The organism is Frankia sp. Mgl5 (assembly GCF_023242985.1).
Classification (GTDB): Bacteria; Actinomycetota; Actinomycetes; order Frankiales; family Frankiaceae; genus Parafrankia; species Parafrankia soli.
This window is the reverse complement of the sequence record NZ_JALKFY010000827.1, coordinates 64,372-87,369: the sequence shown is the minus strand read 5'-3', so window position 1 is coordinate 87,369 and position 22,998 is coordinate 64,372. Positions and strand designations below refer to the sequence as shown.

Sequence of the window (22,998 nt, the reverse complement as noted above, 5' to 3'; positions counted from 1 at the left end):
GGTCCCGATTGCCCGTCGGCTCCTGGAACGGCTCGAGGAGCGCGGCTGGCGCGGCTGGACCAAGTTCGAGCGGATCCGTCCGACCTAGCGCTGCCATCGGCAGTTCCGCAGGGCCACCCGTGCGGTGGTACCGAAAAGTAGCGACTTTGCTCCGCGCAGTGGCTTTCGCCCCGCTCGTCCGATGAGGATCGGACCAGCGGAGGAGGAACATGCGGATGTTGCGCCAGTGGCCGGTGAAGTGGGGTCATGAGATACGTGCCTGGGTTCGCCTGCACCGGCGGGTGAGCGGCGGCGTAGGTGGGGTCCTCCTGCTGCTGCTGGTAGCGGCCGCCCTCGCGCCGGCGCCGGGGTCGGGCACGACCCGCTCCGGCGCGGTCGGCGCGCTGGCCGAGCCCGCGCCGGTCGCGATACCGACCACCCCGGGGCCGGCGCCCGCGCCTCCGGTGGCGCCGCCGGTTCCGTCGGCGGTGCCGCGCCCGTCGGCGGCGGCCGCCCGGGTGACCGTCGTGCCACCGACGGCGTCCCCGGTGGCGTCCACATCCCCCGTGGAGACGACGCCGGCCGCCGAGCAGACGGCGGCGCCCACGCCCCTGCCGTCGGCCACCCCGGACCAGGGGCGGCCCACCCGCCCGGCGACCGCGTCCTACCGGTCCTGCGCGGACGCCCACGCCGCCGGCGCCGCGCCGCTGCACAGGGGCCAGCCGGGGTACCGGTCCGCGCTGGACGACGACGGTGACGGGACCGCGTGCGAGCAGGACAGGCCGTCGGCGCTGTGCGACGAGGGCGCGGGGGCACGGCGAGGCGGGCTGCCCATCCTGGAATACCTGAGCTGCTGGCTGCCCGATCTCTGAACCGCGCTCCGCGGGTGGCTTGACAGATACTCCCCTCACCTACTGGCGGTGGCTGTCGCTGACGCTGGCCGCCACCGGCCTGCTCAATCCGATGCTCGCCGGCGCGGCGATGGCGTTCAGCTCGGTATTCGTGGTGGGAACAGTCTGCGGCTGCGGCGGTTCGCCCCACGGCGTGGCCCGGCTCGACCAGGACTGTCCGGGTAAGTCCCTTGCTCGTGGAGTGCGTCCCACGTCAATCTGCTCATAAGCGTTGACGAACTGGCGGTGACGTGTCTTGCCCGGTGCAGACATCGGCCTGGTCAGGGAGTTGCGGCCGTGATGCCTCCGGTGACCGGCCGGGCGCGGGCATGGCAACGTGAACTGGCTGTCCTCGGTGGCTCGCAGCGCGGGCCTGGCACAGAGAAGGGCTCAACCGTGACGGAAGACCTGTACTGGGACCCGTTCGACAAGATCATCGACGTCAATCCGCATCCACTGTGGCGCCGGCTGCGGGACGAGGCACCGGTCTACCGCAACGAGAAGCACGACTTCTACGCGCTCTCCCGGCACGCGGACGTCGACGCGGCCCACGTCGAGCCCGAGACGTACAGCTCCGCGCACGGCACGGTCCTCGAGCTCATGGGGCCGGAGCCGTTCAACACCGGCCAGATCATCTTCATGGACCCGCCCACGCACACGCTGCTGCGCGTCCTGGTCTCGCGGGCGTTCACGCCGCGACGGGTCGGCGGGCTCGAGGGGAGCATCCGCGAGATCTGTGCGGAGCTGCTGGATCCCCAGATCGGCGGCGGCGGGTTCGACTACATCCAGGACTTCGCCGCCCAGCTCCCCTCTCTGGTCATCTCCAAGCTCATCGGCGTCGACGACGCCGACCGGGAGGAGATCCGGCAGACGATCGACCAGACCTTCCACATCGAGGAGGGCAAGGGGATGATCAACGATGTCTCCTTCGCCGCGCAGATCAAGCTGCACACCTACTTCTCCGAGCAGATCGACGCGCGGCGCACGGCCCCGCGCGACGACATGATGACCGCCCTCGCCGAGGCCGAGATCACCACCGACGAGGGCGCCCGCCGGCTCACCACCTCCGAGGCCGCCGACTTCACCAACCTGCTCGTCGCCGCCGGCACCGAGACCGTCGCCCGCCTGCTCGGCTGGGCCGGTGACCTGCTCGAGGCCCACCCGGACCAGCGTGCCGAGCTGGCCGCCGACCCGTCGCTGCTGGGCAACGCCGTCGAGGAGACGCTGCGCTACGAGTCGCCGTCCCCCGTGCAGGGCCGGGTGAACACCCGTGAGGTCGAGCTGCACGGCACCACGATTCCGGCAAAGTCCAGGATCCTGCTGCTCACCTCGTCCGCGAACCGCGACGAGCGCAAGTACCCGGACGCGGACCGCTACGACATCAAGCGCAACTTCGACAGCCACCTGGCGTTCGGCCGCGGCCCGCACTTCTGCCTCGGTGCCGCGCTCGCCCGCATGGAGGGCCGGATAGCGCTGGAGGAGACCCTGCGCCGCTTCCCGAACTACGAGGTCGACCGCGACAACGCGGTGCGCCTGCACACCAGCACCGTGCGCGGCTACGAGAAGCTGCCCATCAAGGTCTGAGTGAGCATCTCCCCGCGCGGCGCGCGCCGCGCGGGGAGTCCGGGACCGGGTCTGGTTACGCGGGTCCGGCCCCGTGCCGGCCCGCCGCGCCGGTGGTCGGGGCCGCGGTCGGGATCGCGGTCGGGATCGCCTGGATGGCGGCCAGAATCTCCCGGGTCTGGTCGGGGTCGAACGACGGCGGTGGCGTGAACGTCGTGCGGGTCGCCAGGCCGCCGAGGCGCTCGGCGATGCGGGCGGGGACGTCCGCGGGCGCCGCGACGATGCCGAAGGTCTCGACGACGTCGTCGTCGATCAGGGCGGCCATCTCGGTCCACCGGTTCTGCTTGGACAGCGCGGTCAGCTCGCTGCCGAGATCGCCCCAGCCGTGCAGCTCCAGCACGGCGCGGTAGGCCGGGGTCGACCCGTAGAAGGAGATCTGGGCGCGCATCCTTGCCAGCCCTTCGGTGATCTCCTGGTCGGTGCCGGTGGCGACGAACCCGCCGGCGACGATGTCGAAGCCGTCCAGCGTGCGGCCCGCGCGCTGCCGGCCCGCCAGCAGCGCGGGAACGGTGTGCTCGCGGATCCAGCGCGGGCTGGTGAACCAGTGGCACAGGAATCCGTCGGCGACCTCGCCCGCGACCCGGGTCATGACGTCCCCGACGCCGGCGAGGAGCACCTGGGGCGGCCCGAAAGGGTGTGGCTTCGGGACGAACGCCGGCGGCATCAACGTGTGCCGGTAGTACTCGCCCTCGAAGGCGAGTGGGGTGCCCTCCGACCAGGACGACCAGATCGCGCGCAGCGCCAGGACGAACTCGCGCAGCTGTGGCGCGGGCCGGCCCCACGGCATCGAGAAACGGCGGGTGATGTGCGCCTTCACCTGCGAGCCGAGGCCGAGCCGGAGCCGTCCGCCGGAGAACCCGTGCAGGTCGTGCGCGGTGTACGCCAGCGACATCGGCGAGCGGGACAGCGCGACAGTGATCGAGGTGCCCAGCTCGATCGTGGACGTCGCGTCGGCGGCGAGGGTCAGCGGGAGGAACGGGTCCTGGTTCACCTCCCCGGTCCAGATGGCGTCGTAGCCGGCGGCCTGCGCGGCGCGGGCCTGGCCGGCAGCGATGTCCAGCGCGCCAAGGGTGCTGTCGACCTTCACGTTGCCGCCTCCTCGACGTCGCCCCGCGGGCCGCCTCCCGCGGGGCTCGTATGTCCTGAAAGCTAACAGCGGACGGCCGGTCGCCGCCGGGGTCGACGCACCGACGTTTAGCACCAAGTGATCGGCATGGGTTGGGCGTGGGCTCCATGACGTATATGGCGACAGCGAAACGCGAATGAGAAGAATGCCCGGCGCGAGGTGGCGTCGCCAGGGTCTCCGCCGCCGCGGCCGGCCGCCGCCGCGCCCCGATGCCGTGGCCTTCCTGCGGTGTGTGACAGGTGGGCGCGGGCCCGGTAAAGACCGGATCCGGACAACGATCCTTCATTTCCGCACAGCGGTGCGACCGAGCCTCGGTCAGCCGGTATGTTGTGCCCTTGAACGCGGTGATCGCCGGTACCCCCGGTGGTCGCCGGTCCTCATCGTGGAGGTGTCTCATGAAGCGCATCGGAATGATCGTCATGCTGGTTGCTCTCGTCGGTGGCGGTTTCCTCGTGCGGCGCCAGCGCAGCAGCTAGGCGGCCCTGTCTGCCCGCGTGGCCCGGGCTGACGGGAGCGGTCCGACGGCATGACGGGCACGGCTCCCTGTCGCTGTCACGCAGGGCCCGGTTGTTTCCTGATTGTTTTCCGGTATTCACCCGCCGGGTGTCTCCCGGTATTCGCCGGTGATCGCTGGATTGCCCCGGTGCGCGCGCCGGTGTGATCCTTTCGGCAGCGCTCCGGCGGGGACCTAGACTGCGCCGGGTGCACCCATTCGATGCGCCGATCTTCGGCGCGCAGCGCCCGGAGCTCGTCCAGGCGGTGGTGGATTACGCCCGCACTCGGATGAGTCTGGATCCCGTCCCGCTGGACGGTCCGAGCTCACCGGCCGAGCTGTCCGCGCGGGCCGGACGCACGATCACCCCGGAGGGCATCGGTGGTCTCGCCGCGCTGCGGGTGTTCGACGAGGTGCTGTCGCGTGCCTGTATATCGGCGGACCACCCGCGCAACCTCGCCTTCATCCCGGCGGCGCCGACCCGGGCGGCGATCCTGTTCGACCTGGTGGTCGGCGCCTCGTCGATCTACGGCGGGAGCTGGCTGGAGGGCGGCGGTGCCGTCCACGCGGAGAACGAGGCGCTGCGCTGGCTGTCCGACCTCGTCGGCTTCCCGCCGGGGGCCGGCGGGGTGTTCGTCCAGGGCGGGACGGTCGGCAACGTCTCGGCGCTCGTCGCCGCGCGGCACGCCGTCCGGGCGCGCCGGGCGGCCCGAGAGCTCCCTCAGCCGCCGCGCTGGCGGTTCCTGTGCGGCTCCGAGGCGCACTCCTCGCTGCGCCAGGCGGCCGAGGTCATGGACGTCGACCTGGTGGTCGTCCCGACCGACGACGACGGGCGGCTGACCGGCGGGGCGGTGGCCACCGCGCTCGACGAGCTCGCCGGCGACGGCGGGGTGTTCGCCGTGGTGGCCACGGCCGGCAGCACCCAGTTCGGGATCGTCGACGACATCCGCGGTGTCGTCGACGCCTGCCGCCGGCACGACGTGTGGGTCCACGTCGACGGGGCCTACGGCCTCGCGGGCGCCGCCGCCGCGTCCGCGCGGCACCTGTTCGACGGCATCGAGGAGACCGACTCCTTCATCGTCGACCCGCACAAGTGGCTGTTCGCGCCGTTCGACGCCTGCGCGCTGGTGTACCGCGACCCGGCCGCGGCCCGCGCCGCCCACGCGCAGCAGGCAGGCTATCTGGAGGTGCTCGACACGCCGGGGGCCTGGAACCCCTCGGACTACGAGGTCGGGCTCTCCCGGCGGGCCCGCGGCCTGCCGTTCTGGTTCTCGCTCGCCACCTACGGGACACATGCTTACGGTTCCGCGGTCGAGCGCTGCCTGGCGACGGCGCGGACGGCGGCCGACCACATCCGGGCCCTGCCGTTCGTGGAGCTCGTGCGCGAGCCGGAGCTCTCGGTCGTCGTGTTCCGCCGGCTGGGCTGGCCGGCCGAGAGCTATCACCGGTGGACGGAACGCCTGCTTGCCGAAGGGCTCGCGTTCGTGACCCCGACCGTGCACCGGCAGGAGACGGTGACCCGGTTCGCGATCGTCAATCCGGCGACCACACCGGAGGACATCGACCTGATTCTCGCCACCATGGCCTGAACACCTGAACGCGCGCATGGCCTTTACCGGCGATCGCCCATGGGCTTCACAAGCGATGCGGCCGGGCCTCCGGCCGGCGTTCCGCCGGAGGCCCGGCTTTCAGACGGTCAGACTGTCATCCCGCGGCGAATGGTGTCGCCAGCGGGAGGTCAGTACCCCACCGTGTACCGCTTGTTGCGGAACCGCGGCTTCTCCACCTCGTCCAGGACGGCGAACGCGAAATCCTCGTACGAGATCCCGATGTTGCCCTGGGCGTCGGTCACCGGGCGGTCGCCGGCCGTGCGGTAGGCCTCACGCCGGCGACCCGGGCCGAAGTTGCGCGGCGGCGGGACGATGCAGGTCCACTTGAGGTTGTGCTTGGCGGCCCGGAGGACGTCGAGCGCGTCGGCCTGGTCGAGGGCCTCCTTGCGCTCGGCGGCGGGGAACTCCTGGGTGTCGACGATGCGCTCGCCATCGGCGTTCTCCAGCAGCCCGCCGTTGCCGATGTGGATGACCGCGGGCGCCTTGTTGGCACCCAGCTTGTTCGCCACCTCGACGACCGCGCGCGCGGTGTTCGCGTGCTCGGGCCGGGCGGAGCCGGCGAGGGCGACCACGACCACGTCCGCGTTCTGCGCCTGCTGCTGGACCATGTCGCGCGCGGTGACGTCCCCGGTGACGGCGGTGGCCTGGCGGGGAACCCCCTTCAGCGCGTTCTGGTCCTGGTCGACCGCCGTGACCTCGTGGCCGCGCCTGACGGCTTCGGCAACGATGGACCGCCCTACCTGACCACCGGCACCGAGAACAACGATCCTTGCCATTCCTGACCTCCGGATTCGGGTGACGCAGTGACCGTGGAGATATCGATCCGCTGGCGGAACGACGGTGGCATGGTCACGGATCGTTACCTTGCGTATCGACTATGACACGCTCCGGAGTCAATGCAACTCGGCTTCGTTTGCGATCGGGAACAGCGATCGGGAACAGCGATCGGGAACAGCGAACCGGAACGGAAGGCCGCACACCGCGGTCGAGAAGTGCCGACATCACGGTCGAGAAGTGAAGGTCGACGGCCGTGAGCTCACGGCGAAGGCCGCCACCGGCCCTGGTGGAACGGGCAGGTGACGGCCATGGCCAGTGGTCGTGCCGGGCCGCCGGACGGCGGTGCCGCCGCCGGTGTTCCGGGCCGGACTTTCTGGGCGGTGGAGGTGGGATTTGAACCCACGGAGGGGTTGCCCCCTCACACGCTTTCGAGGCGTGCGCCCTCGGCCACTAGGCGACTCCACCGCGGGCTAGCTTACGCGACGTCGTCCTGGTCCGGTTAGTCGGGGGTGCGCGGACGGCGTGTGTCGCGGCGTTGCGTCCGCCGGTCGGCGAAGAAGGCGGCGAGCTGCTCCGAGCACTCCTGCCCACGGACGCCCGCGACGACCTCGGGGCGGTGGTTCAACCGCCGGTCGCGGACGACGTCCCACAGGGAGCCCACGGCGCCGGCCTTGTCGTCGACAGCGCCGTAGACAAGCCGGTCCACCCGGGCGAGGACGAGGGCCCCGGCGCACATGGTGCACGGCTCCAGGGTGACCACGAGGGTCGCCCCGGTCAGGCGCCAGGAACCCAGCCGGGCCGCGGCCTGGCGCAGCGCGACGACCTCGGCGTGGGCGGTCGGGTCGCCGGCGGCCTCGCGCGCGTTGTGGCCGCGGCCGAGCACCGCCCCGTCCGCCGCCACGACGACCGCGCCGACCGGGACGTCCCCGGCGGCCCGGGCGAGATCGGCCTCGGCCAGGGCGAGGCCCATCGCCTCGCGGTAGCCGTCCGTCACCGGTGAGCGGGTGACCGCCACCGGCGGGCCGGTGTCCGTCACCCGCTCACCGATGGCAGCCACTGGTGCGCGGGTGTCAGCCACGGACCTCGTCGAAGATCTCCCCGGCGCCGGCCCGCTCGCTGACCGCGCTGATCACGTCGGCGGGCAGCATGCCCTCCTCGGCGATCAGCTCCAGCAGCGCATCGGCGGTCGTCCCGAGATCCGCCAGCAGGTCGAGGTCGCCGACGGGGGACGCCTGGCCCACCGGGGCGTCGTCCTCCGAGTCGTCCTCGAGCGCCACCATGGACGGGAGCGCGTCGGCGAAGAGCCGCTCGGCGAGGTCGGAGCTCAGCAGGACCCGGCGGTCCGAGAGGAAGACCTTCGGATCGGGGTCCTGCGCGCCGATGCGCACGATGGCCAGGTACTCGTCGTCCTCCTCGACGAACGCGATGACCGTGCCCGAGGAGAGGTCGTGCATGGCGTCGACGAGCGCGTCGAGATCCTCCATGTCGGCGATGTCGAGGTCGTGAGCCGTCCATCGCTCGCCGTCACGGGCGATCGCTATCCCCTTGGTGGTCACTGTCTGTCCTCACGTCCCTTCCCGCCGGGTCCTCACGTGTCCTCACGTGATCTGTGCGTCCGCCGACCCGGGGTGATGCCCCATCACTTCTGTGATTCTCACCTCTGGGCGTCCTACTCATCCACCTGGGGCGGTGGTTGCCCGCTCATGAGTGCTCCTGGACACTCGGCCGGGGGTCGGGTCAGGGCTGGGTCTACCCACTTGGCGGCCCCACCGCCGCGGGCGCGGGACGGCCGCGAGGCGGCGTGCATACCGCGAACCGCGCGAACGGCGCACAGTGCGGGGTGGGCACCGGCGGCGGGCGCGGGCATGGCAGTCTGGAGGAGCGATGATGACCTCTCAGCCACGCCGCCGGCTCTCCGCCCGTACCCAGGCCGCGCTCGCCGTCGAGCGGTTGGCCGCTGAGGCGTCCCGCCGCCTCGGCCGGGGCTCGGGCGAGATGATCGGCGGCAAGCTCGCCCTTCGGATCGCGCCGGACGCACTGGCCGAGGTCGGCTCCAACCGGCTCACGGCGTGCGTCTCGGCCACGAACGGCAAGACGACCACCACCCGGCTGCTGGCCCGCGCGCTGGGGACGCTCGGCCCGGTCAAGTCGAACAGCGGGGGCGCGAACATGGCGCCCGGCGTGCTGGCGGCGCTGTCCAAGCCGCCCTACGACGCGGCCGCCGCCCTCGAGGTCGACGAGATCTGGCTCCCCAAGGTTGCGCGAGCGATCGAGCCGCGGGTGGTGCTGCTGCTCAACATCTCGCGCGACCAGCTCGACCGGTCCAACGAGACGCGACGCATCGCGGCGCTCTGGCGCGAGCTGGGCGCTGACCTGCGCGACACCGTCGTCGTGGCGAACGTGGACGACCCTCTTGTGGCCTGGTCCGCGATGACCTGGTCCCGCCAGATCTGGGTGTCGGCGGGGCAGAACTGGACCGCCGACGCGATGGTGTGCCCGCAGTGCGCCCGGCTGCTGCACCGCAACGCCACCGGCTGGTGGTGCGAGTGCGGCCTGGCCCGGCCGGAGCCGATCGTCTCCGTCGCCGGGCTGGGTGAGCTGATGTGGTTCGGGCGGCGCATTCCGGCGCACATCGACCTGCCGGGGCGGGTGAACCTCGCGAACGCGGCGATGGCCGCGGCCGCGGCGCGCGAGTTCGGCGTCGACGTCGAGGACGCGCTCGCCGCGATGCGCGGCATCGGTGACGTGCAGGGCCGCTACCAGGAGGTGCCGCTGGGCCCCGACGGGAAGCTGGCCCGCCTCCTGCTCGCGAAGAACCCGGCCGGCTGGGTGGAGATGATGGAGCTGCTCAACTCCGCCCCGCCACGTCCGGTGCTGATCGACTTCAACTCGCAGACAGCGGACGGGCGCGACCCGTCCTGGATCTGGGACGTCCCGTTCGAGCGGCTCGCCGGCCGCCAGGTGCTCGTCACCGGAGGCCGCAAGGAGGACATGAGCGTGCGGCTCGCCTACGCCGAGGTGCCCCACACCGTGCACGCCGACGCCGAGGACGCCGCGACCGCGGCGAACGACAAGGCGCTGGACGTCGTCGCGAACTACACCGCCTTCCGCGATCTGCTCGTGCGGACGACCCGGTGAGCCGCGAGTCGGCGACCCGGATCGCCCTGATCTACCCGGAGCTGCTCGGCACGTACGGCGACGGCGGCAACGCGATCGTGCTCGCCCAGCGGCTGCGCTGGCGGGGGCTGCGGGCGGAGATCGTCGAGGTGCCGGCCGGCGAGGTGGTCCCGGCCGACTGCGACATCTACCTGCTCGGCGGCGGCGAGGACGAGCCGCAGATCCTGGCCGCGGACGGCATGCGCCGCAACCGTTCGCTCTCGCGCGCGGTGTCCGGGGGCGCGGCGGTGCTCGCCGTCTGCGCCGGCTACCAGGTGATCGGGGCGAGCTTCCCCGCCGGCAACGGCCGGGTTCACGAGGGCGTCCACCTGGTGGACATGGAGACCCGCCGCTCGTTCGACCCGCCGGACGTCCCGCCGCCACCGCGCGCCGTGGGCGACATCGTGGTGGAGCCCGACCAGCGGCTCGGCCTGCCGACGCTGTACGGGTACGAGAACCACGGCGGGCGCACCCGCCCGCTTCCCGGGTCCCGGGGCATCCCGCTCGGCACGGTGCGCCTCGGCGTCGGCGACGGCACCCCCGCGCGCACCGACGGCATCGTGGACGGGAAGGTCATCGGCACCTACCTGCACGGGCCGGTGCTGGCCCAGAATCCGGCCCTGGCCGATCTGCTGCTGACCTGGGTGCACGGCCGGCTGGCGCCGCTGGACGCGCCGGTCGAGGCGGACACGCTGCGCCGGGCGCGGGCGCGGGCACTCGCCGGCGGCTGAGTGGGCGCCCGCGGACGGCTGGGAAGTGCCACCCGACGTCGTCCCGCCCGGGTCCGCGTTGACGCGCTGGGCTGAATCCGGCGATTTCCGGGGGCCGGGTGTGGTTCGGTTGGATCGTGGCGTCGAATCCCCTTGCCGGCTGGTGGGGCAAGAACAAGAGAAACGTGATCATCGCCGGGGTGGCACTTGTGGCCATCTGGTGGCTCGTCGCGGCCAATGGCCGTCCCAAGGTCGAACGGGTCACAATCCCGGACGGCTATCCGTCAGCCGACCGGGAACTGCTCGTTCAGGCACCCTCCAAACCGAATGACCCGTTGCCCCTGGTAATCATCCTGCACGATGACAATACGGATGCGAGTTCACTGGAACATGACAGTGACGCGTCGTCGCTGGCGAACCGCCGTGACTTCGCGCTCGCCTTCCCGGAGGCGGTCGCCGGTACCTGGCGACTCGACGACCCGAATGGAGCGGACCAGCAGTACCTGCGCGACGTCGTCCGCTACATGGACGAGGAACGCACCGACATCGACCTGAACCGGATATACGTCTGGGGTATCGGGGAGGGTGCGCGGCTCGCCCTGCTCGCCGCCTGCTCGCCCGGCCCCCCCGTCTACGCGGCGGTGGGCGTCGTGGGACAGTTCGAAGCGGAGCCCGGCCCCACCTGCGACAACGTCACCCAGCACGGGCGGGTTGCCGAGACGGACTGGGACAAAAAGGTCAGCAGCACGTTGTGGGACTTCTCCCGCGACCTTCGCCGGAAGGTCTGACCCAGCTCGGTTCAGTGCACTGACCAGACAGTTCGCGCTAGTAGCAAAGAACTAGTCATTTAACGGATTGGCCGGCCGCCGGCCCCGCCGGGGACGGCTTGCTGGCTATTTCGGGGCTTGCGCCTGCCGCGGTGCTGTGTGTGGGTTGCGGCCCTGTGTGCCCGCGTCGCCGGGTCTCTGGTGGGTCCGCGGCCCTGTGCGTGCCGCGGCCGTGCGGGCCGAGGGCCCGGCGCGGAGGTGCGCGTTCGCCGCGCGGAGGGGTCCTTCGAGTTTTCCCGGAGCCCCGGCCGCCGCACCCCTCGCGGGGTGGAGCGGCCGGGGCCCGAGCGGTCCGTCGACGTCGCCGGGAGGGGGGGTAACGGCCCCGACGGACCAGTGGGCGGCCGGAAGGTTTGAGGGGGTCCGCTGGCCGCCGGCCCGATGGGGGGGGGATCGGACAGACGGCCAGCGGAGTCCGGGGCCTTCCGGCCGGACGGACGTCAGATGGGGGGGATCTGACGTCCGTCCCACCGGAAGGATCTCGGATCGGTGGGGAGCGGTTGGCTTTCGGGTGAGCTGGTGCCGGGGAGCTGGCTGGTCCGGATGGGGGTGTTGCTGCCCAGTGGTGGCAGTCTGGCCGGCTAAAGCTACATCTACGCTACTTATGCCGAAGTAGAATGATGTCGCAACGGCCTACCGTTCATGGCCGTATCGGTCAGCTCGTCGATGGCGCCACGTGGCGGAAACATCACGGAAGGTGGCGAAATCTGCCCGCAGCAGAGCTACTCCGGACATTCCGCAGCACAGATGTTCTGAGCAGACGCGACACCGGCGGTCCGGTACAGGGGACCTGGTGAACTCCGGAAGACCCGCCGGGCCGAGGTTGATCCCGACAACCCCGACCCGGCGGCGGAGCCGCGCGCGACCGGAGGGGGAGATCGCGCTGCGGCTCGTTCCGGGGGACGGGGCGTCTGCGTTCGGGCAGCCCCGTCCGAGCGGTGCGTGGGCTTGTGGAACGATCGACGTCGAGAACAGCCAGTCTCCTGGCTGGGTCGTGGGCCTGCCGTTCTCAGGTGACGCGGCCGACCAAGTACGAGGTCGTGTAGATCGTCTGAAGCTTGACGACATCACCAGTGCGGGGCGCGACCCACATCTTGCCGTCGCCGGCGTAGATGCCCATGTGGTAGATGTTGCCGGGGCTCCCGAAGAAGATCAGGTCGCCGGGCGCCTTGTTGTACTGGGAGATATGGGTGGTGGCCGCGTACTGCTGGTCGGTGGTACGCGGCAGGCTCTTGCCGAGCTGTCGGTACACGTACTGCACGAGCCCGGAGCAGTCGAAGGAGTTGGGGCCCTCGGCGCCGTAGACGTACGGCTTGCCGGCCTGCAGCGAGGCCAGGTAGACGGCCTTCTCGCCGAGGGTGTTGGTCGGCAGGTTGACGCTGACCACCGGGGTGTTGACGTTCACGCCCGTGCGGTCCGCGCTGCGGGAGGCCTGCGCGGGCGGCGGAGCCGGGCGGACGTGCAGTGTGGCGTCGTTCTCCGAGTGCGCCGACTGGAGGGCGTCAGTGCCGTCGAAGATCGCCGTGACGTTCGTGGTGGTGAGCACCTTCGCGGTGTACGACGCGAAGCCGCGGTCGTCCGTCGTCAGGTGCAGGAAGGTCGCCCACCCGGTCGGCAGCTTGACCTGGACCTTGATGAGCTGGTCCGGGATCGGGGCCTGGGTCTCCTCGTTGTAGAGCGAGAAGCCGATGTTGACGGGCTCGTCCGCGTTGACCGTGACCTCGGGGTTCGTCACGCGCAGGCCGACGTCGATCTTCGACGAGAGAGTCGGCGCGGAGATGTCCGTGGTGGCGTCGAGAACGGTGCCCGAACCGCCGCCGGTAGCGGTGGCGGCCTGGATGGCTCCGTCGACCGCCAGCCGGGACCCGATCTGGGTCGCGAGCGTCATCGGGGCGGTGTTCGTGCCGTCGTCCAGCGCGACGTCCGAGTTGACATCCTGGGCGCACCCGGCGAGCGCCACCCCGGAGACCGCGACGGTTCCGGTGGTGATGGCCGCGACGGTACGGGCCCTGGCTCTGGCTCGGCTGGACGCCGTGGGGGCGGACGGCGCACGGTGGCGACCGCGCCCTTCCTGCCGGCGTCTCTCAGCATCAAGCTGCACACTTTGCGCAGACAACGTTGCGTTCCTTCCCGTACGCCTGCGAGGTGAGCTGTCGGGTTCGGGCTGGGCTGCCCGGTCCATAGCGCGACCTTCACGCGATGGACTTCACCCCTAGGCCAGCGCCGTGTCGTGGCGCCAGCCGGTGGAGGTGGGTCCCCCGCTCCTGCCCGTGGTGACGACTCGGAGGGGACACCAGGACCGCGGGCAGGATTCGGCGTTCGGTCCGGTGTTGTCGTGACGTCGGAAGCGAGACTAGTCCACACGGATGGTGCGGGTAAACACTAGTCCTCCTCAACTACGTCGAGTGTGCAAAGAAGTGCCCCTTGCGGCGCCGCATCTGCCCAGGTCAGGAGGGGTGCTGAGCCTTCGGTCACGTTTTTGGACGCCCACACGAGGATCACGTCCCAACACGTTAGGTGACCAGAACTTCCTGGCTTGCGCGGGGGTTTCCCGTACCGGCCGACCGGGCTGGGACTACCCGCGGAGCCCCTCGCGGCCCCGGTTCGCTCCGTCCCCGGCCTGTCTCTTCCCGCCTCGATCCGGCGGCCGCGGACGACCGCGCGGCCCGATCCCCAGGACCCCTTCGCGGTGCTCCTGGGACGTGAACGGATCGACGCGCCGCCCGCGGGCAGGCGCCCCCCGGAAGCTCCGCCGGGCCTCGCTGCCGCCGCGCACCGACCTGGCACCGGGCCCCGAGTTCCGCGGGCCTGGCCGGCCAGGCCCGCGGAAGTTCGCCAACTACCGGATCGGGCCAGTCGTCGTGAGCGTCCCGCTCGCCCTTTGGGGGCCGAACCCGGCCTGATCGCGCCCCGAAAGGGCGAGGCGGACACCAAACGGCGAGGTGGACGCCCATGGGCGGACACGCGAACCACCCGCCACCAGGCCGGGCCAGAGGCCAGGGGCTGAGAGGAGGAGGAGCGTTCGACGCCCGGCGGGGACCGCCGCTCAGCGAGCCCGGCCGTTGCGCCGGGTCAGGAAGCCGGAGCTGTTGAGGACCTGGAGCTCGATCTCGAGCTGCTTCACCTCGGGCGGCAGCGAGCGGTGGCTGCCGTGCAGGGCCTCGACGGCCGCGCGGGCGTGCTCGGCCAGGTCGTCCAGGGCCTGCTGGCGCTGGCGCATCCGCGCCCGCTCCTCCTGGATGGTCCGGACCGTGTCCTCCTGCCACTGCCGTGTCCGGATGAGGTGCTCACCGGCGTCCGCGGCCTGGCGCTCGGCATCCTCGAGCCGGCTCAGCAGGGCGTCCAGGGCCTCGAGCCGGCTCGCCAGCTCGGCCATCAGGTCCTCGCGGTCGGGCAGTACTGAGATCTCGTGGTGCCGCGGGCGTGGGTGCGTCATGCCCGGCTCCGGCGGCTGGCAGCGGCACCGGGCCGGCCCGTGGGCGTCGCGGCGCGGTCCGGCAAGGCGTGGGATGTGCGCCACCACGCCACTCGCGACCGTCGCCGAAGTTCCGACACGGTTGGTTACGTTAGTCGACGCATCGGGTTTCCGGCATGCGGTCGGCTGGATCCGGCCGTCGGCCAACAGACGGCGACGGAGACGGGTGTCGCGTATCGGGTGTCGACCAACGGATACCCCTGCCTGTGCGGGATCAACCCGACTTGCCGCGCGGGCGGACGACGTTCGGACTCGATACCCACAACACCCCGTACCGCCACGGGATGCGGCCAGAGGCGTCGGAAGCGGATTCGGCCGCTCCCGGCCGCGGGTCTCGCCGACGATGATGGTTACTGTGAGTAATATCTCTGGCTTCGGTGTCGGCTGTGTCGCGCGCTCCGGCGCCCCGGCCGGGCGCGGCATACGCGGTATACGGAGCGCGATTTCCGTTGATCGGATGGAACGGGCTGTCGGGCACTGCGGCCACCATCGGTGAGATCGTCGGACAATCGAATCTGGCGGCGCGAATCTGGCGCCTTCCCGATCTCCAGCCGGAACGGCTACGCGCAGCGCTGATCGGATCGATGGCTATCCGATCGGCTGATGGCCGCTTGGCGGGTCCTCCCCGCTGGGCTGATTCGGCGTGATCTCCCGCCTGTTCCTGGTGAGTCGTACCGCCGCGCCGGGAGATCGATCCGACGACCTGCGTCGGACGGCCCGAGACCAGAGCTGTGCGGCGTCGCAATGACCGGTCGCCGGCGCGGTTCCGCGGTCGTGAGCGGGTCGACGCGAAGCCAGGGAGCGGCCGCGGAGCCATACGGAGGGCGAGTTCCGTTCAGCAATCCTGGTGGTGCACTGGATGTTGTTCCAGGCCCGGTGGGGGCGTCGAACGGCCGGTCCCCTCCCGTGATCGGATCGACGTTCACCGGGCATTTCCGCGGCTGCGGGATATGACCTTCGGTCGGGCCGCTGCTTCCTCGGCCGGGTATGGGCCGAATGGCCTCCGGGCTCGTGGGCCTGAAGGCCTTCGCCGGCGAGCGGTCGAGTCGGCGCGGTGCCTGCCTCCGGTCTGACGGTGACGCAAGGTCATGGCCGCGGAGGGCTCGGCCGTCGCCCGGAGCTCGGCGCGCCCGCCAAAAAACGATCTTCAGCGTGGCGTTCCGCCCCGGTCGAGCGGGCGGCGTCGGCCACCGGGGCCACGGTCGCACGCGGGCCAGCCGCCCGGCGCCCGCCGCCACGGGCCTGCCGTGGCGCCGCGGTCCCGGTAGACGGGGCCGGCGGCGCACCTTTCGGGTCTCCCTGGACGGGCGGACCGTAACGGGCCCCGCGGCCGCCCGGCCCGAGCGCATCGGGGCGGCATCGGGGCGGCATCGGGATCAGCGGTGTCCCACGGGGATAGCACGGTCGCCGACCGTATGGTGTCCGGATGATGTCCACGGCGGACGGCATACCTGACCTTCCTGACGCGCCGACGGGCGCGCCGCCGTCGGTGCTCCTCGACGCGCCGATCAGCGCCGTGGTCGTCTATCCCACCGCCGCGCGCGTGACCCGCCGTGGCCGGTTCGATATCGCGACGCTCGGCTCGCCGTCCGAGCGGGTCGAGGTGACTCTCAGCGGGCTGCCGCTCGAGCTCGACGAGGACTCGGTGCGGGTCAGCGGCACCGGCTCCGCGAGGGTGCTCGGGGTGCGGGTCGTCTCCCAGGCCCGGGCTACCCCCGACGCCGGTGCCCTCGCCGACCTGCGCGCCCGCCAGGCCGAGCTGCGCGCGCACCTGGCCGAGATCGGCGACGAGGACGAGACCGAGCGGGCCCGTCGCTCCTTCCTCGACGTGGCCGCCCGGGTGGGAGCCGGCGCCCTCGCGCGCGGCTGGGCACACGAAGGCACCGACCGCGAGGGCGACGGGCCCGGGGACGCGGCAGCCCGGCTGGTCACTGTCGGCGACGCGTTCGCGGCGCAGATGTCGGCCGTCCACGCGCGCCGGCGGGCGCTGGCCGAGCGGCGGGAGGAGACGGAGCGGGAGCTGACCGTGCTCGGCCGGGTCATCGAGGCCCGCCACGCGCGGCCCGAGCCGGACACCCGCGCGATCGTCGTCGACCTCGAGCCGCCGACGGCCACCGAAGGCTCGGCGGGGAGCTCGGCTGAGGCGCCGGCCGACGGCCCGGCGGACGGCGCGCTGGTCGACGGGACAGCCTCGCTGGTGGACCTGGAGGTCTCCTACCTGGTCCGTTCCGCCTCCTGGAGATCCGGCTACGACGCCCGGCTGGACGGCGAGCGGGTCACCCTGACCTGGTTCGCGATGATCAGTCAGCGCACCGGCGAGGACTGGCCCGTGACGGACCTGCGGCTGTCCACGGCCCGCCCATCCAGCGGCGTCGACCTGCCCGAGCTGAGCCCGCAGTACGTCGACATCGCCCGCCCGCGGGTTCTTTCCCGTGGGCGTTCCAAGGCGTCCGGTGAAGTCCAGGCCCGCGGCGGCGACGGCATGACGACCTTCATGCCGGCGGCGATGGCGGCGCCAGCGGCGGCCCCGCCGCCGATGGCCGCCGCCGAGGCCACGCTGGAGTCGGCCGGCCCAGCGTCGACCTACCGCCCACCGCGGCCGGTGGCGGTACCCGCGGACGGGGACCCGCACCGCACCACCGTGGCAGTGATCGAGCTCGACGCCGTTCTCGACCACGTCACCGTGCCCAAGCTCGCCGCCGAGGCACTGTTGCGCGCCGCGGTCGTGAACACCTCGTCGCACACGTTGCCGCCAGGTAAGACGTCGGTCTTCCACGGCCCGGAGTTCGTCGGCACCACGCGCCTCGAGCTCGTCCCACCCGGCGGGGAGATGGAGCTTCGGCTCGGGGTGGACGACCGCATCAGGGTGGAGCGCGAGCTGGTCAGCCGGGTCACCGGCCGGCGGGTGGTCGGCAACACCCGGCGGACGGACGTCGTCCACCGCACCACCGTCACCAACCACGCGCCGATGCGGGCCCGGGTGACCGTGCGGGACCAGGTGCCGGTCTCCCGGCACGAGAACATCCAGGTCAGGGAGGTCGTGGCCGGTCCCGCCGCCACCGAGCACACCGATCTGGGGCTGCTTACCTGGGAGCTGGAGCTCGAGCCGGGCTCGAGCCGCGAGATCACGCTGTCCTACCGGCTCGAGCACCCTCGCGGCGTGGAGATCACCGGCTGGGGCGACTGACCCGGCGCCGCCCGCGGGCGGTCATCAGGGGAGCTGTTGCCAGGGGAGCTGTCACCAGGGACGAGGCCACCACGCGCGACGGGCGGTCACCGGGGGAGAGCGGTGGTGGAGGCGTCGAGCCCGCGCGTCCAGCCGCCCTCCTTGATCTGGCCGTTGTCGCCGATCACGGCCCAGTCGATCACCGCGGCGGCCGGGATGATGACGGGGCTGCCCATCCGGACGTGGAGCAGTGCGGGGTGGGCGCCGTCGTTGAGGCTCCGGCCGCGGATCGAGTGGAGATCCGGCCAGGACGACACGATGGCCCACAGCGCCTCCGCGCCGCCGGGGACGGGCATCTGATGACGCATGATCAGGTGGCCCAGGGGTGGTAGCTCCTGGCGGATCAGAAGACTGCGAGCGTGGCCGAGCCGCGAACGGGCGGCGATGATCGCCTCGCTCAGTGGGGTGGGGGCGACGCTGCTGAGCATGTGCTGAACAGTAGCCGAAACCCTCCGTACCGTAGGCATGGTCCTGTAAGGACTGGGAAAAATGTGTGATTCGGGTGGACGACAGCCGCTGGATGTGTAAGCGGAGTGGTGCGGTCGGATACGCGTCGGCGTAGCTTGGTGGTACAGGAGGTCTGCCATGGCCGACACCAACAAGACGGACCACAGCGACCAAGACGATCACGACAGTCAGGACCACAACAACCAGGATCACGACAGTCAGGCTCGCTCCCTGGCCGGTCTGGTCCACGCGGCACACCGGGATGCCAGCGACCTGCTCGAACTCGCCGGCCGGGCCCAGGTGCTCCCCGCGGACCCTCGACAGACCCTGCACGCCAGTGACGTGGCGGTCGCGGCCTTCAGTGCCCACCTGAGCGTGATGGAAAGTGTCGTGTACCCGCGGGCGGCCCGGCTGGTTCCGCACGGGCGGGCGCGGACGGCGGCCCTGCGCGGGCTGGCGCGCGAGGCGGCGTCGGTGATGCGGGGGATAGAGCAGTACGTCCAGGGGGATCTGAACCGCCCGGGCCGCGGCCTCGCCGAGCTCCGCGACGACCTGACCGACCTCGCCGCGGCCCATGCCCGCGCCGAGGACCAGCTGCTCGACGAGCTGGAGTCGGTCCTCTCCGACACCCGGCGGCGTCGGCTGCGCACCGACTTCGAGCGGGCCATGCGGCGGGCGCCCACCCGGCCCCATCCGCATCTGGGGCACGGGCCGAGCTGCTCGAGCCGGCTCGCGGCCCGCGTCGCCGGGCGCTGGGATCACCTGCTCGACACCATGGACGCCCGGGCGGTGGCGGGCCGGCCGATCCGCGCGCCGGCACCCGCCGGGCTGTGGGGCTGGTACCTGCTGGGCCGCCCGACCGCGGACCAGCCGCAGCGGGAGCCGAGCCGCCACGCCCGCACGCCCGCCCCCTGACTGTTCGCCTCCCGGCTCTGTTCGCGTTCTGGCCGGGTGCGTCCCGACCGGGCGCGTTCTGGCCGGGCGCGCTCCCTGACCGATCCGCGCCGCCCGCCCGGATCGGGCCGTCCCGGTGTCACCAGATGGTGAGAACTACCTGACCCGCGAGCGTTCGAGCGCGCTCGCGTTGTGTGATTCGGCGTTCCGTCGTTCGCACAGCCCTTTCGTCATGCCATGCTGCGAAGTCCGGGCGCAGCCCGACATGGGTCGGTTATGCCTGATCCGACATCTGCACGTGACCTGTCGTTGACCTGTCGTCCCTGCCGAGGAGATGTGTCCGGAAGCGAGAGCCCTGCCGTACGGCCGCGGGTGGCCGGCACGGAGAGCGTCGAAGGTGTGAGCTGGACGGTCCTGCTGGTCGAGGACGACGACACCGACGCGTTCCTGGTGTCCGAGCTCCTTGACGAGGTGGCCGCCCCGCTCAGGCTCACCCGGGTGCGGACGGTCGCCGAGGCGATCGTCCACACCCGGAAGGTCGCGTGCGTCCTGCTGGACCTGGGGCTGCCGGACAGCGAGGGCCTGTCAGCCCTGCGCCGGCTGCTCGCCGTCGAGCGGGGCGCGCCGGTCGTCGTCCTCACCGGCCTGGTGGACGAGTACCGCGGAGCCGAGGCCGTCGCCGCGGGCGCGCAGGACTATCTGGTCAAGGGCCAGGTGGACGGGCGCGATCTGCTGCGCGCGGTGCGGTACGCCATCGAGCGGGAGCGGGCGGACACCGCGGCACTCGCGCTGCGCGAGTCGGAGCTGCGGGCCGAGGAGAAGGCGCGCCTGGAGCGGGGGCTGCTCCCCAAGCCGCTGGTGGACGACCCGACGCTGGACCACCGGGCCCGGTACCGCCCCGGCCATCGGCAGGCCCTGCTCGGCGGCGACTTCTACGACATGGTGTCGACGTCGGACGGCACGGTGCACGTCCTGCTCGGCGACGTCTGCGGCCACGGGCCGGACGAGGCCGCGCTCGGGGTGAGCCTGCGCATCGCCTGGCGCACCCTGGTACTGGCCGGCGTTCCGGACGCCGACCGCCTGGGCTTCCTGCAACAGGTCCTGGTCAGCGAGCGGGAACGGGACGAGATCTTCGCGACGGTCTGCGCGCTGGCGATCGCGCCGGACCGGCGCAGCCTGCGGATGACCCTCGCGGGGCATCCGCCGCCCGCGCTGCTGTTCCCGCGGATCGCCGCGCTGCGCGGCGACGTGGTCGTGCCGGCACTGGGCATCCTCGACGAGGCGGTGAGTGACGAGGTGACCATCGAGCTCGGTGAGCACTGGGCGCTGCTGCTCGCGACGGACGGCCTGCTGGAGGGCCGCGACAGCGTGGGCGGGGAGCCGCTGGGCTGGGAGGGTGTGCTGCCCGAGGTGGCCCGTCTGTGGCCCGAGCGCGGGCCGGACGGCCTGCTCGACGACCTGATCGACCGCGTGGAGGAACGTAACGGCGGCCCGCTGACCGACGACGTGGCGCTGCTGCTACTCATCCGTGGGCAGGTCCCGTGAGCGACCAGGCCGCACCGGCGGTGCTGCGCAGGATGCGCGGCTGGCGGCTGCGCCGGCGGCTCGCCGCGGTGTACATCGCGTTGTCCATGGTGCTGCTGCTGGCCGCCGGGATCGTCGCCTGGTCGCTGGTCCGGCTCGACGACGCCATCCATGTGCGCAGCGACGTCCTGGCGCCCGCGCAGACAGTCACGGTCCGGTTGACGTCCAGCCTGGTCGACCAGGAGACCGGCATGCGCGGGTATCTCCTGCAGGGCGACTCCGCGTTCCTGACCCCGTACGAGACCGGGCGGCAGTCCGAGGCGAGGCTGAGCTCCGTCCTCGTCGGCCGGGTGGCCGGCCGCCCGGAGCTCGAGCGGCTGCTCGGGGTCCTCCAGACGCGGATCGCGGACTGGCACCGCGACTACGCCGACCCGTCCATCGCGGCGGTCCGCCGGGGGGGCACCGACTCGTCGGGAATCCTCGACCCCGTTCTCGGCAAGACCCGGTTCGACGCGGTGCGCGCCGCGGCCGCGGACTTCGACGACGCCGTCCGGATCGCCGCGCTGGCGGCCCAAGACGACGTCACCAGCGCACTGCGGACGCTCGTCATCTCGCTCGTCGTGGCCGCGCTGGCGCTCATCGTGCTGCTGGCACTCATCTTCCGAGCGCTGCGGGTGTGGGTGACGCGGCCGCTGGAGGCCGTCGGCACGGACGTCCGCGAGGTCGCCGCCGGGCATCTGGAGCACGAGGTGGAGTCGGTGGGGCCGCCCGACATCGTCACCCTGGCGCGGGACGTCGAATCGATGCGCCTGCAGCTCATCGGTGAGCTCGAGGCAGCGCGCAGGGCGCGGCTGTCCACCGAGGCGCAGGCGGAGATCCTGCGCCGGTCCAACCGCGACCTGGAGCAGTTCGCCTACGTCGCCTCGCACGACCTGCAGGAGCCGTTGCGCAAGGTGGCGAGCTTCTGCCAGCTTCTGTCCCGGCGCTACGGCGACCAGCTCGACGAGCGCGGGACCCAGTACATCCACTTCGCGGTCGACGGCGCGAAGCGCATGCAGCAGCTCATCAACGACCTGCTCGCCTTCTCCAGGGTCGGCCGCACCACCGACAGTTTCGCCGACGTCCCGCTGGGCGAGGTCTTCGAGCAGGTGCGGGGGACGCTGTCGCTCGCCCTGGAGAGCTCCGGCGGCGAGGTGACCGCCAGTGATCTCCCAACGGTGCCCGGCGACCCCGTTCTGCTGGCCCAGCTCCTGCAGAACCTGATCGGCAACGCGCTGAAGTTCCGCGGCCACGAGGCCCCGCGGGTGCGGCTCGGGGTGATCGACCGCGACGTCGAGTGGGAGCTGTTCTGCGCGGACAACGGCATCGGCATCGAGCCGGAGTACGCCGAGAAGATCTTCGTGATCTTCCAGCGCCTGCACGCGCGGGACGTCTACGAGGGCACCGGCATCGGTCTGGCGCTGTGCCGCAAGATCGTCGAGTTCCACGGCGGCCGGATCTGGCTCGACGGTACGGCGGAGTCCGGGACCACCTTCCGCTGGACGCTCCCGAAACGCCCGGCTGTGGTCCTGCCCGCCGACCTTGAGGCGGATGGGGCGCCGCCGGCCTCGGTCACCGGTCCTGTCCCGTCCGCCGGTCCCGGTCCCGGTCCGGTTGCTGGTCCTGTCGTGGTTGCTGGTCCCGTCGTGGCCGCCGTCCCGCCGAAGTCAGGAGATCGTTCGTGACCGAGCCCGTTGTCCCGGTCGAGGTCCTGCTGGTCGAGGACGACCCCGGCGACGTCCTGATGACCCGCGAGGCGTTCGAGGACCACAAGCTCAAGAACAACCTCAACGTGGTCAGCGACGGCGTCGAGGCATTGGCCTACCTGCGTGGGGAGGGCCCGTACGCCGGCGCGCCGCGGCCCGACCTGATCCTGCTCGACCTGAACCTGCCCCGCCGGGACGGGCGGCAGGTGCTGGCCGAGGTCAAGGCGGACGAGCGGCTGCGGCGCATCCCCATCGTCGTGCTGACCACCTCGGAGGCGGAGGAGGACGTGCTGCGCAGCTACGACCTGCACGCCAACGCCTACATCACCAAGCCCGTGGACTTCGAGCGGTTCGTGGCGGTCGTGCGCCAGATCGACGATTTCTTCATCACCGTCGCCCGGCTGCCCGCGCAGTAGCCGGGTTAGCCGGGTGGGCGGCTCGTCCACGCGGCGGCGGGTCTGAAGCGCCGTTACCCCCGTATCCATGGCCTAGAGTC

Annotated in this window: 18 protein-coding genes, 1 tRNA gene and 1 riboswitch; of the genes, 11 read left to right on the top strand and 8 right to left on the bottom strand. The window is 71.8% G+C overall.

Going from position 1 to position 22,998, the window contains the following annotated elements; genetic code table 11:
• Positions 1–209 precede the first annotated feature (209 nt).
• On the top strand, positions 210–851 hold the full coding sequence (locus MXD62_RS34255) for an excalibur calcium-binding domain-containing protein (RefSeq protein ID WP_248833487.1): 642 nt from the start codon (positions 210–212) through the stop codon (positions 849–851).
• A 414-nt stretch (positions 852–1,265) separates the two neighbouring features.
• Positions 1,266–2,453, top strand: coding sequence for a cytochrome P450 (locus tag MXD62_RS34250; RefSeq protein ID WP_248833486.1), 1,188 nt, complete (start codon positions 1,266–1,268; stop codon positions 2,451–2,453).
• A 55-nt stretch (positions 2,454–2,508) separates the two neighbouring features.
• On the opposite strand, the gene MXD62_RS34245 is transcribed toward MXD62_RS34250, so the two are convergent.
• Entirely contained in the window at positions 2,509–3,579 is a 1,071-nt protein-coding gene (locus tag MXD62_RS34245; RefSeq protein ID WP_248833485.1) for a TIGR03617 family F420-dependent LLM class oxidoreductase, read from the bottom strand.
• An 822-nt stretch (positions 3,580–4,401) separates the two neighbouring features.
• On the opposite strand from MXD62_RS34245, the gene MXD62_RS34240 reads away from it, so the two are divergent.
• A complete protein-coding gene (locus tag MXD62_RS34240; RefSeq protein WP_248833491.1) occupies positions 4,402–5,700 on the top strand; it encodes an aminotransferase class V-fold PLP-dependent enzyme in 1,299 nt (432 codons plus the stop codon).
• Between the two features lie 149 nt (positions 5,701–5,849).
• On the opposite strand, the gene MXD62_RS34235 is transcribed toward MXD62_RS34240, so the two are convergent.
• The 4 genes from MXD62_RS34235 to MXD62_RS34220 all read right to left on the bottom strand — a co-directional run bounded on the left by MXD62_RS34235 (position 5,850) and on the right by MXD62_RS34220 (position 8,054).
• Positions 5,850–6,497: an NAD(P)H-binding protein gene (locus MXD62_RS34235; protein ID WP_248833484.1), complete on the bottom strand. Its 648-nt coding sequence runs from the start codon at positions 6,495–6,497 to the stop codon at positions 5,850–5,852.
• A 379-nt stretch (positions 6,498–6,876) separates the two neighbouring features.
• Positions 6,877–6,963, bottom strand: a tRNA-Ser gene (locus MXD62_RS34230).
• 34 nt (positions 6,964–6,997) lie between these two features.
• Entirely contained in the window at positions 6,998–7,576 is a 579-nt protein-coding gene (gene tadA / locus MXD62_RS34225; protein ID WP_368862494.1) for a tRNA adenosine(34) deaminase TadA, read from the bottom strand.
• Positions 7,569–8,054 carry a tRNA adenosine deaminase-associated protein gene (locus MXD62_RS34220; protein WP_112104907.1) on the bottom strand — a complete coding sequence of 162 codons (486 nt, stop codon included), beginning with the start codon at positions 8,052–8,054 and terminating at the stop codon, positions 7,569–7,571. The genes tadA and MXD62_RS34220 overlap by 8 nt, the downstream gene beginning before the upstream one ends.
• 328 nt (positions 8,055–8,382) lie before the next feature.
• On the opposite strand from MXD62_RS34220, the gene MXD62_RS34215 reads away from it, so the two are divergent.
• The 3 genes from MXD62_RS34215 (at position 8,383) to MXD62_RS34205 (ending at position 11,152) form a co-directional block, all read left to right on the top strand.
• Complete coding sequence (locus tag MXD62_RS34215) at positions 8,383–9,636, top strand: MurT ligase domain-containing protein (RefSeq protein WP_248833483.1); 1,254 nt, start codon at positions 8,383–8,385, stop codon at positions 9,634–9,636.
• The gene (locus MXD62_RS34210) at positions 9,633–10,385 is read left to right on the top strand and encodes a type 1 glutamine amidotransferase (RefSeq protein ID WP_248833482.1); all 753 of its coding nucleotides are present in this window, start codon (positions 9,633–9,635) and stop codon (positions 10,383–10,385) included. Before MXD62_RS34215 ends, MXD62_RS34210 begins: the two co-directional genes overlap by 4 nt.
• Before the next feature lie 98 nt (positions 10,386–10,483).
• A complete protein-coding gene (locus tag MXD62_RS34205; RefSeq protein ID WP_020463938.1) occupies positions 10,484–11,152 on the top strand; it encodes a PHB depolymerase family esterase in 669 nt (222 codons plus the stop codon).
• Positions 11,153–12,200: 1,048 nt separating this feature from the next.
• Here the strand turns inward: MXD62_RS34205 and MXD62_RS34200 are convergent.
• Positions 12,201–13,151 carry a C40 family peptidase gene (locus MXD62_RS34200; protein ID WP_248833481.1) on the bottom strand — a complete coding sequence of 317 codons (951 nt, stop codon included), beginning with the start codon at positions 13,149–13,151 and terminating at the stop codon, positions 12,201–12,203.
• A gap of 161 nt (positions 13,152–13,312) precedes the next feature.
• Positions 13,313–13,519: riboswitch (cyclic di-AMP (ydaO/yuaA leader) on the bottom strand.
• A gap of 718 nt (positions 13,520–14,237) precedes the next feature.
• A complete protein-coding gene (locus MXD62_RS34195) occupies positions 14,238–14,627 on the bottom strand; it encodes a hypothetical protein (protein ID WP_020463936.1) in 390 nt (129 codons plus the stop codon).
• A gap of 1,465 nt (positions 14,628–16,092) precedes the next feature.
• Between MXD62_RS34195 and MXD62_RS34190 the strand changes: the two genes are divergently transcribed.
• The gene (locus tag MXD62_RS34190; protein ID WP_248833480.1) at positions 16,093–17,853 is read left to right on the top strand and encodes a DUF4139 domain-containing protein; all 1,761 of its coding nucleotides are present in this window, start codon (positions 16,093–16,095) and stop codon (positions 17,851–17,853) included.
• A gap of 86 nt (positions 17,854–17,939) precedes the next feature.
• Here the strand turns inward: MXD62_RS34190 and MXD62_RS34185 are convergent, their stop codons facing one another.
• Positions 17,940–18,320: a hypothetical protein gene (locus tag MXD62_RS34185; RefSeq protein WP_248833479.1), complete on the bottom strand. Its 381-nt coding sequence runs from the start codon at positions 18,318–18,320 to the stop codon at positions 17,940–17,942.
• A 157-nt stretch (positions 18,321–18,477) separates the two neighbouring features.
• Between MXD62_RS34185 and MXD62_RS34180 the strand changes: the two genes are divergently transcribed.
• The 4 genes from MXD62_RS34180 to MXD62_RS34165 all read left to right on the top strand — a co-directional run bounded on the left by MXD62_RS34180 (position 18,478) and on the right by MXD62_RS34165 (position 22,918).
• Positions 18,478–19,254, top strand: coding sequence for a hemerythrin domain-containing protein (locus tag MXD62_RS34180; protein WP_248833478.1), 777 nt, complete (start codon positions 18,478–18,480; stop codon positions 19,252–19,254).
• Positions 19,255–19,569: 315 nt separating this feature from the next.
• Positions 19,570–20,778, top strand: coding sequence for a PP2C family protein-serine/threonine phosphatase (locus tag MXD62_RS34175; protein ID WP_248833477.1), 1,209 nt, complete (start codon positions 19,570–19,572; stop codon positions 20,776–20,778).
• 32 nt (positions 20,779–20,810) lie between these two features.
• The gene (locus tag MXD62_RS34170) at positions 20,811–22,481 is read left to right on the top strand and encodes a sensor histidine kinase (RefSeq protein WP_248833490.1); all 1,671 of its coding nucleotides are present in this window, start codon (positions 20,811–20,813) and stop codon (positions 22,479–22,481) included.
• Complete coding sequence (locus MXD62_RS34165; RefSeq protein WP_020463930.1) at positions 22,478–22,918, top strand: response regulator; 441 nt, start codon at positions 22,478–22,480, stop codon at positions 22,916–22,918. Before MXD62_RS34170 ends, MXD62_RS34165 begins: the two co-directional genes overlap by 4 nt.
• Positions 22,919–22,998 lie beyond the last annotated feature (80 nt).

Excerpts from the sequence above, each read along its gene's own strand:
- MXD62_RS34255 (WP_248833487.1), top strand. The coding sequence starts at position 210 with ATGCGGATGTTGCGCCAGTGGCCGGTGAAGTGGGGTCATGAGATACGT.
- MXD62_RS34240 (WP_248833491.1), top strand. The coding sequence starts at position 4,402 with ATGAGTCTGGATCCCGTCCCGCTGGACGGTCCGAGCTCACCGGCCGAG.
- MXD62_RS34235 (WP_248833484.1), bottom strand. The coding sequence starts at position 6,497 with ATGGCAAGGATCGTTGTTCTCGGTGCCGGTGGTCAGGTAGGGCGGTCC.
- MXD62_RS34215 (WP_248833483.1), top strand. The coding sequence starts at position 8,383 with ATGATGACCTCTCAGCCACGCCGCCGGCTCTCCGCCCGTACCCAGGCC.
- MXD62_RS34195 (WP_020463936.1), bottom strand. The coding sequence starts at position 14,627 with ATGACGCACCCACGCCCGCGGCACCACGAGATCTCAGTACTGCCCGAC.
- MXD62_RS34190 (WP_248833480.1), top strand. The coding sequence starts at position 16,093 with ATGATGTCCACGGCGGACGGCATACCTGACCTTCCTGACGCGCCGACG.
- MXD62_RS34185 (WP_248833479.1), bottom strand. The coding sequence starts at position 18,320 with ATGCTCAGCAGCGTCGCCCCCACCCCACTGAGCGAGGCGATCATCGCC.
- MXD62_RS34180 (WP_248833478.1), top strand. The coding sequence starts at position 18,478 with ATGGCCGACACCAACAAGACGGACCACAGCGACCAAGACGATCACGAC.
- MXD62_RS34170 (WP_248833490.1), top strand. The coding sequence starts at position 20,811 with ATGCGCGGCTGGCGGCTGCGCCGGCGGCTCGCCGCGGTGTACATCGCG.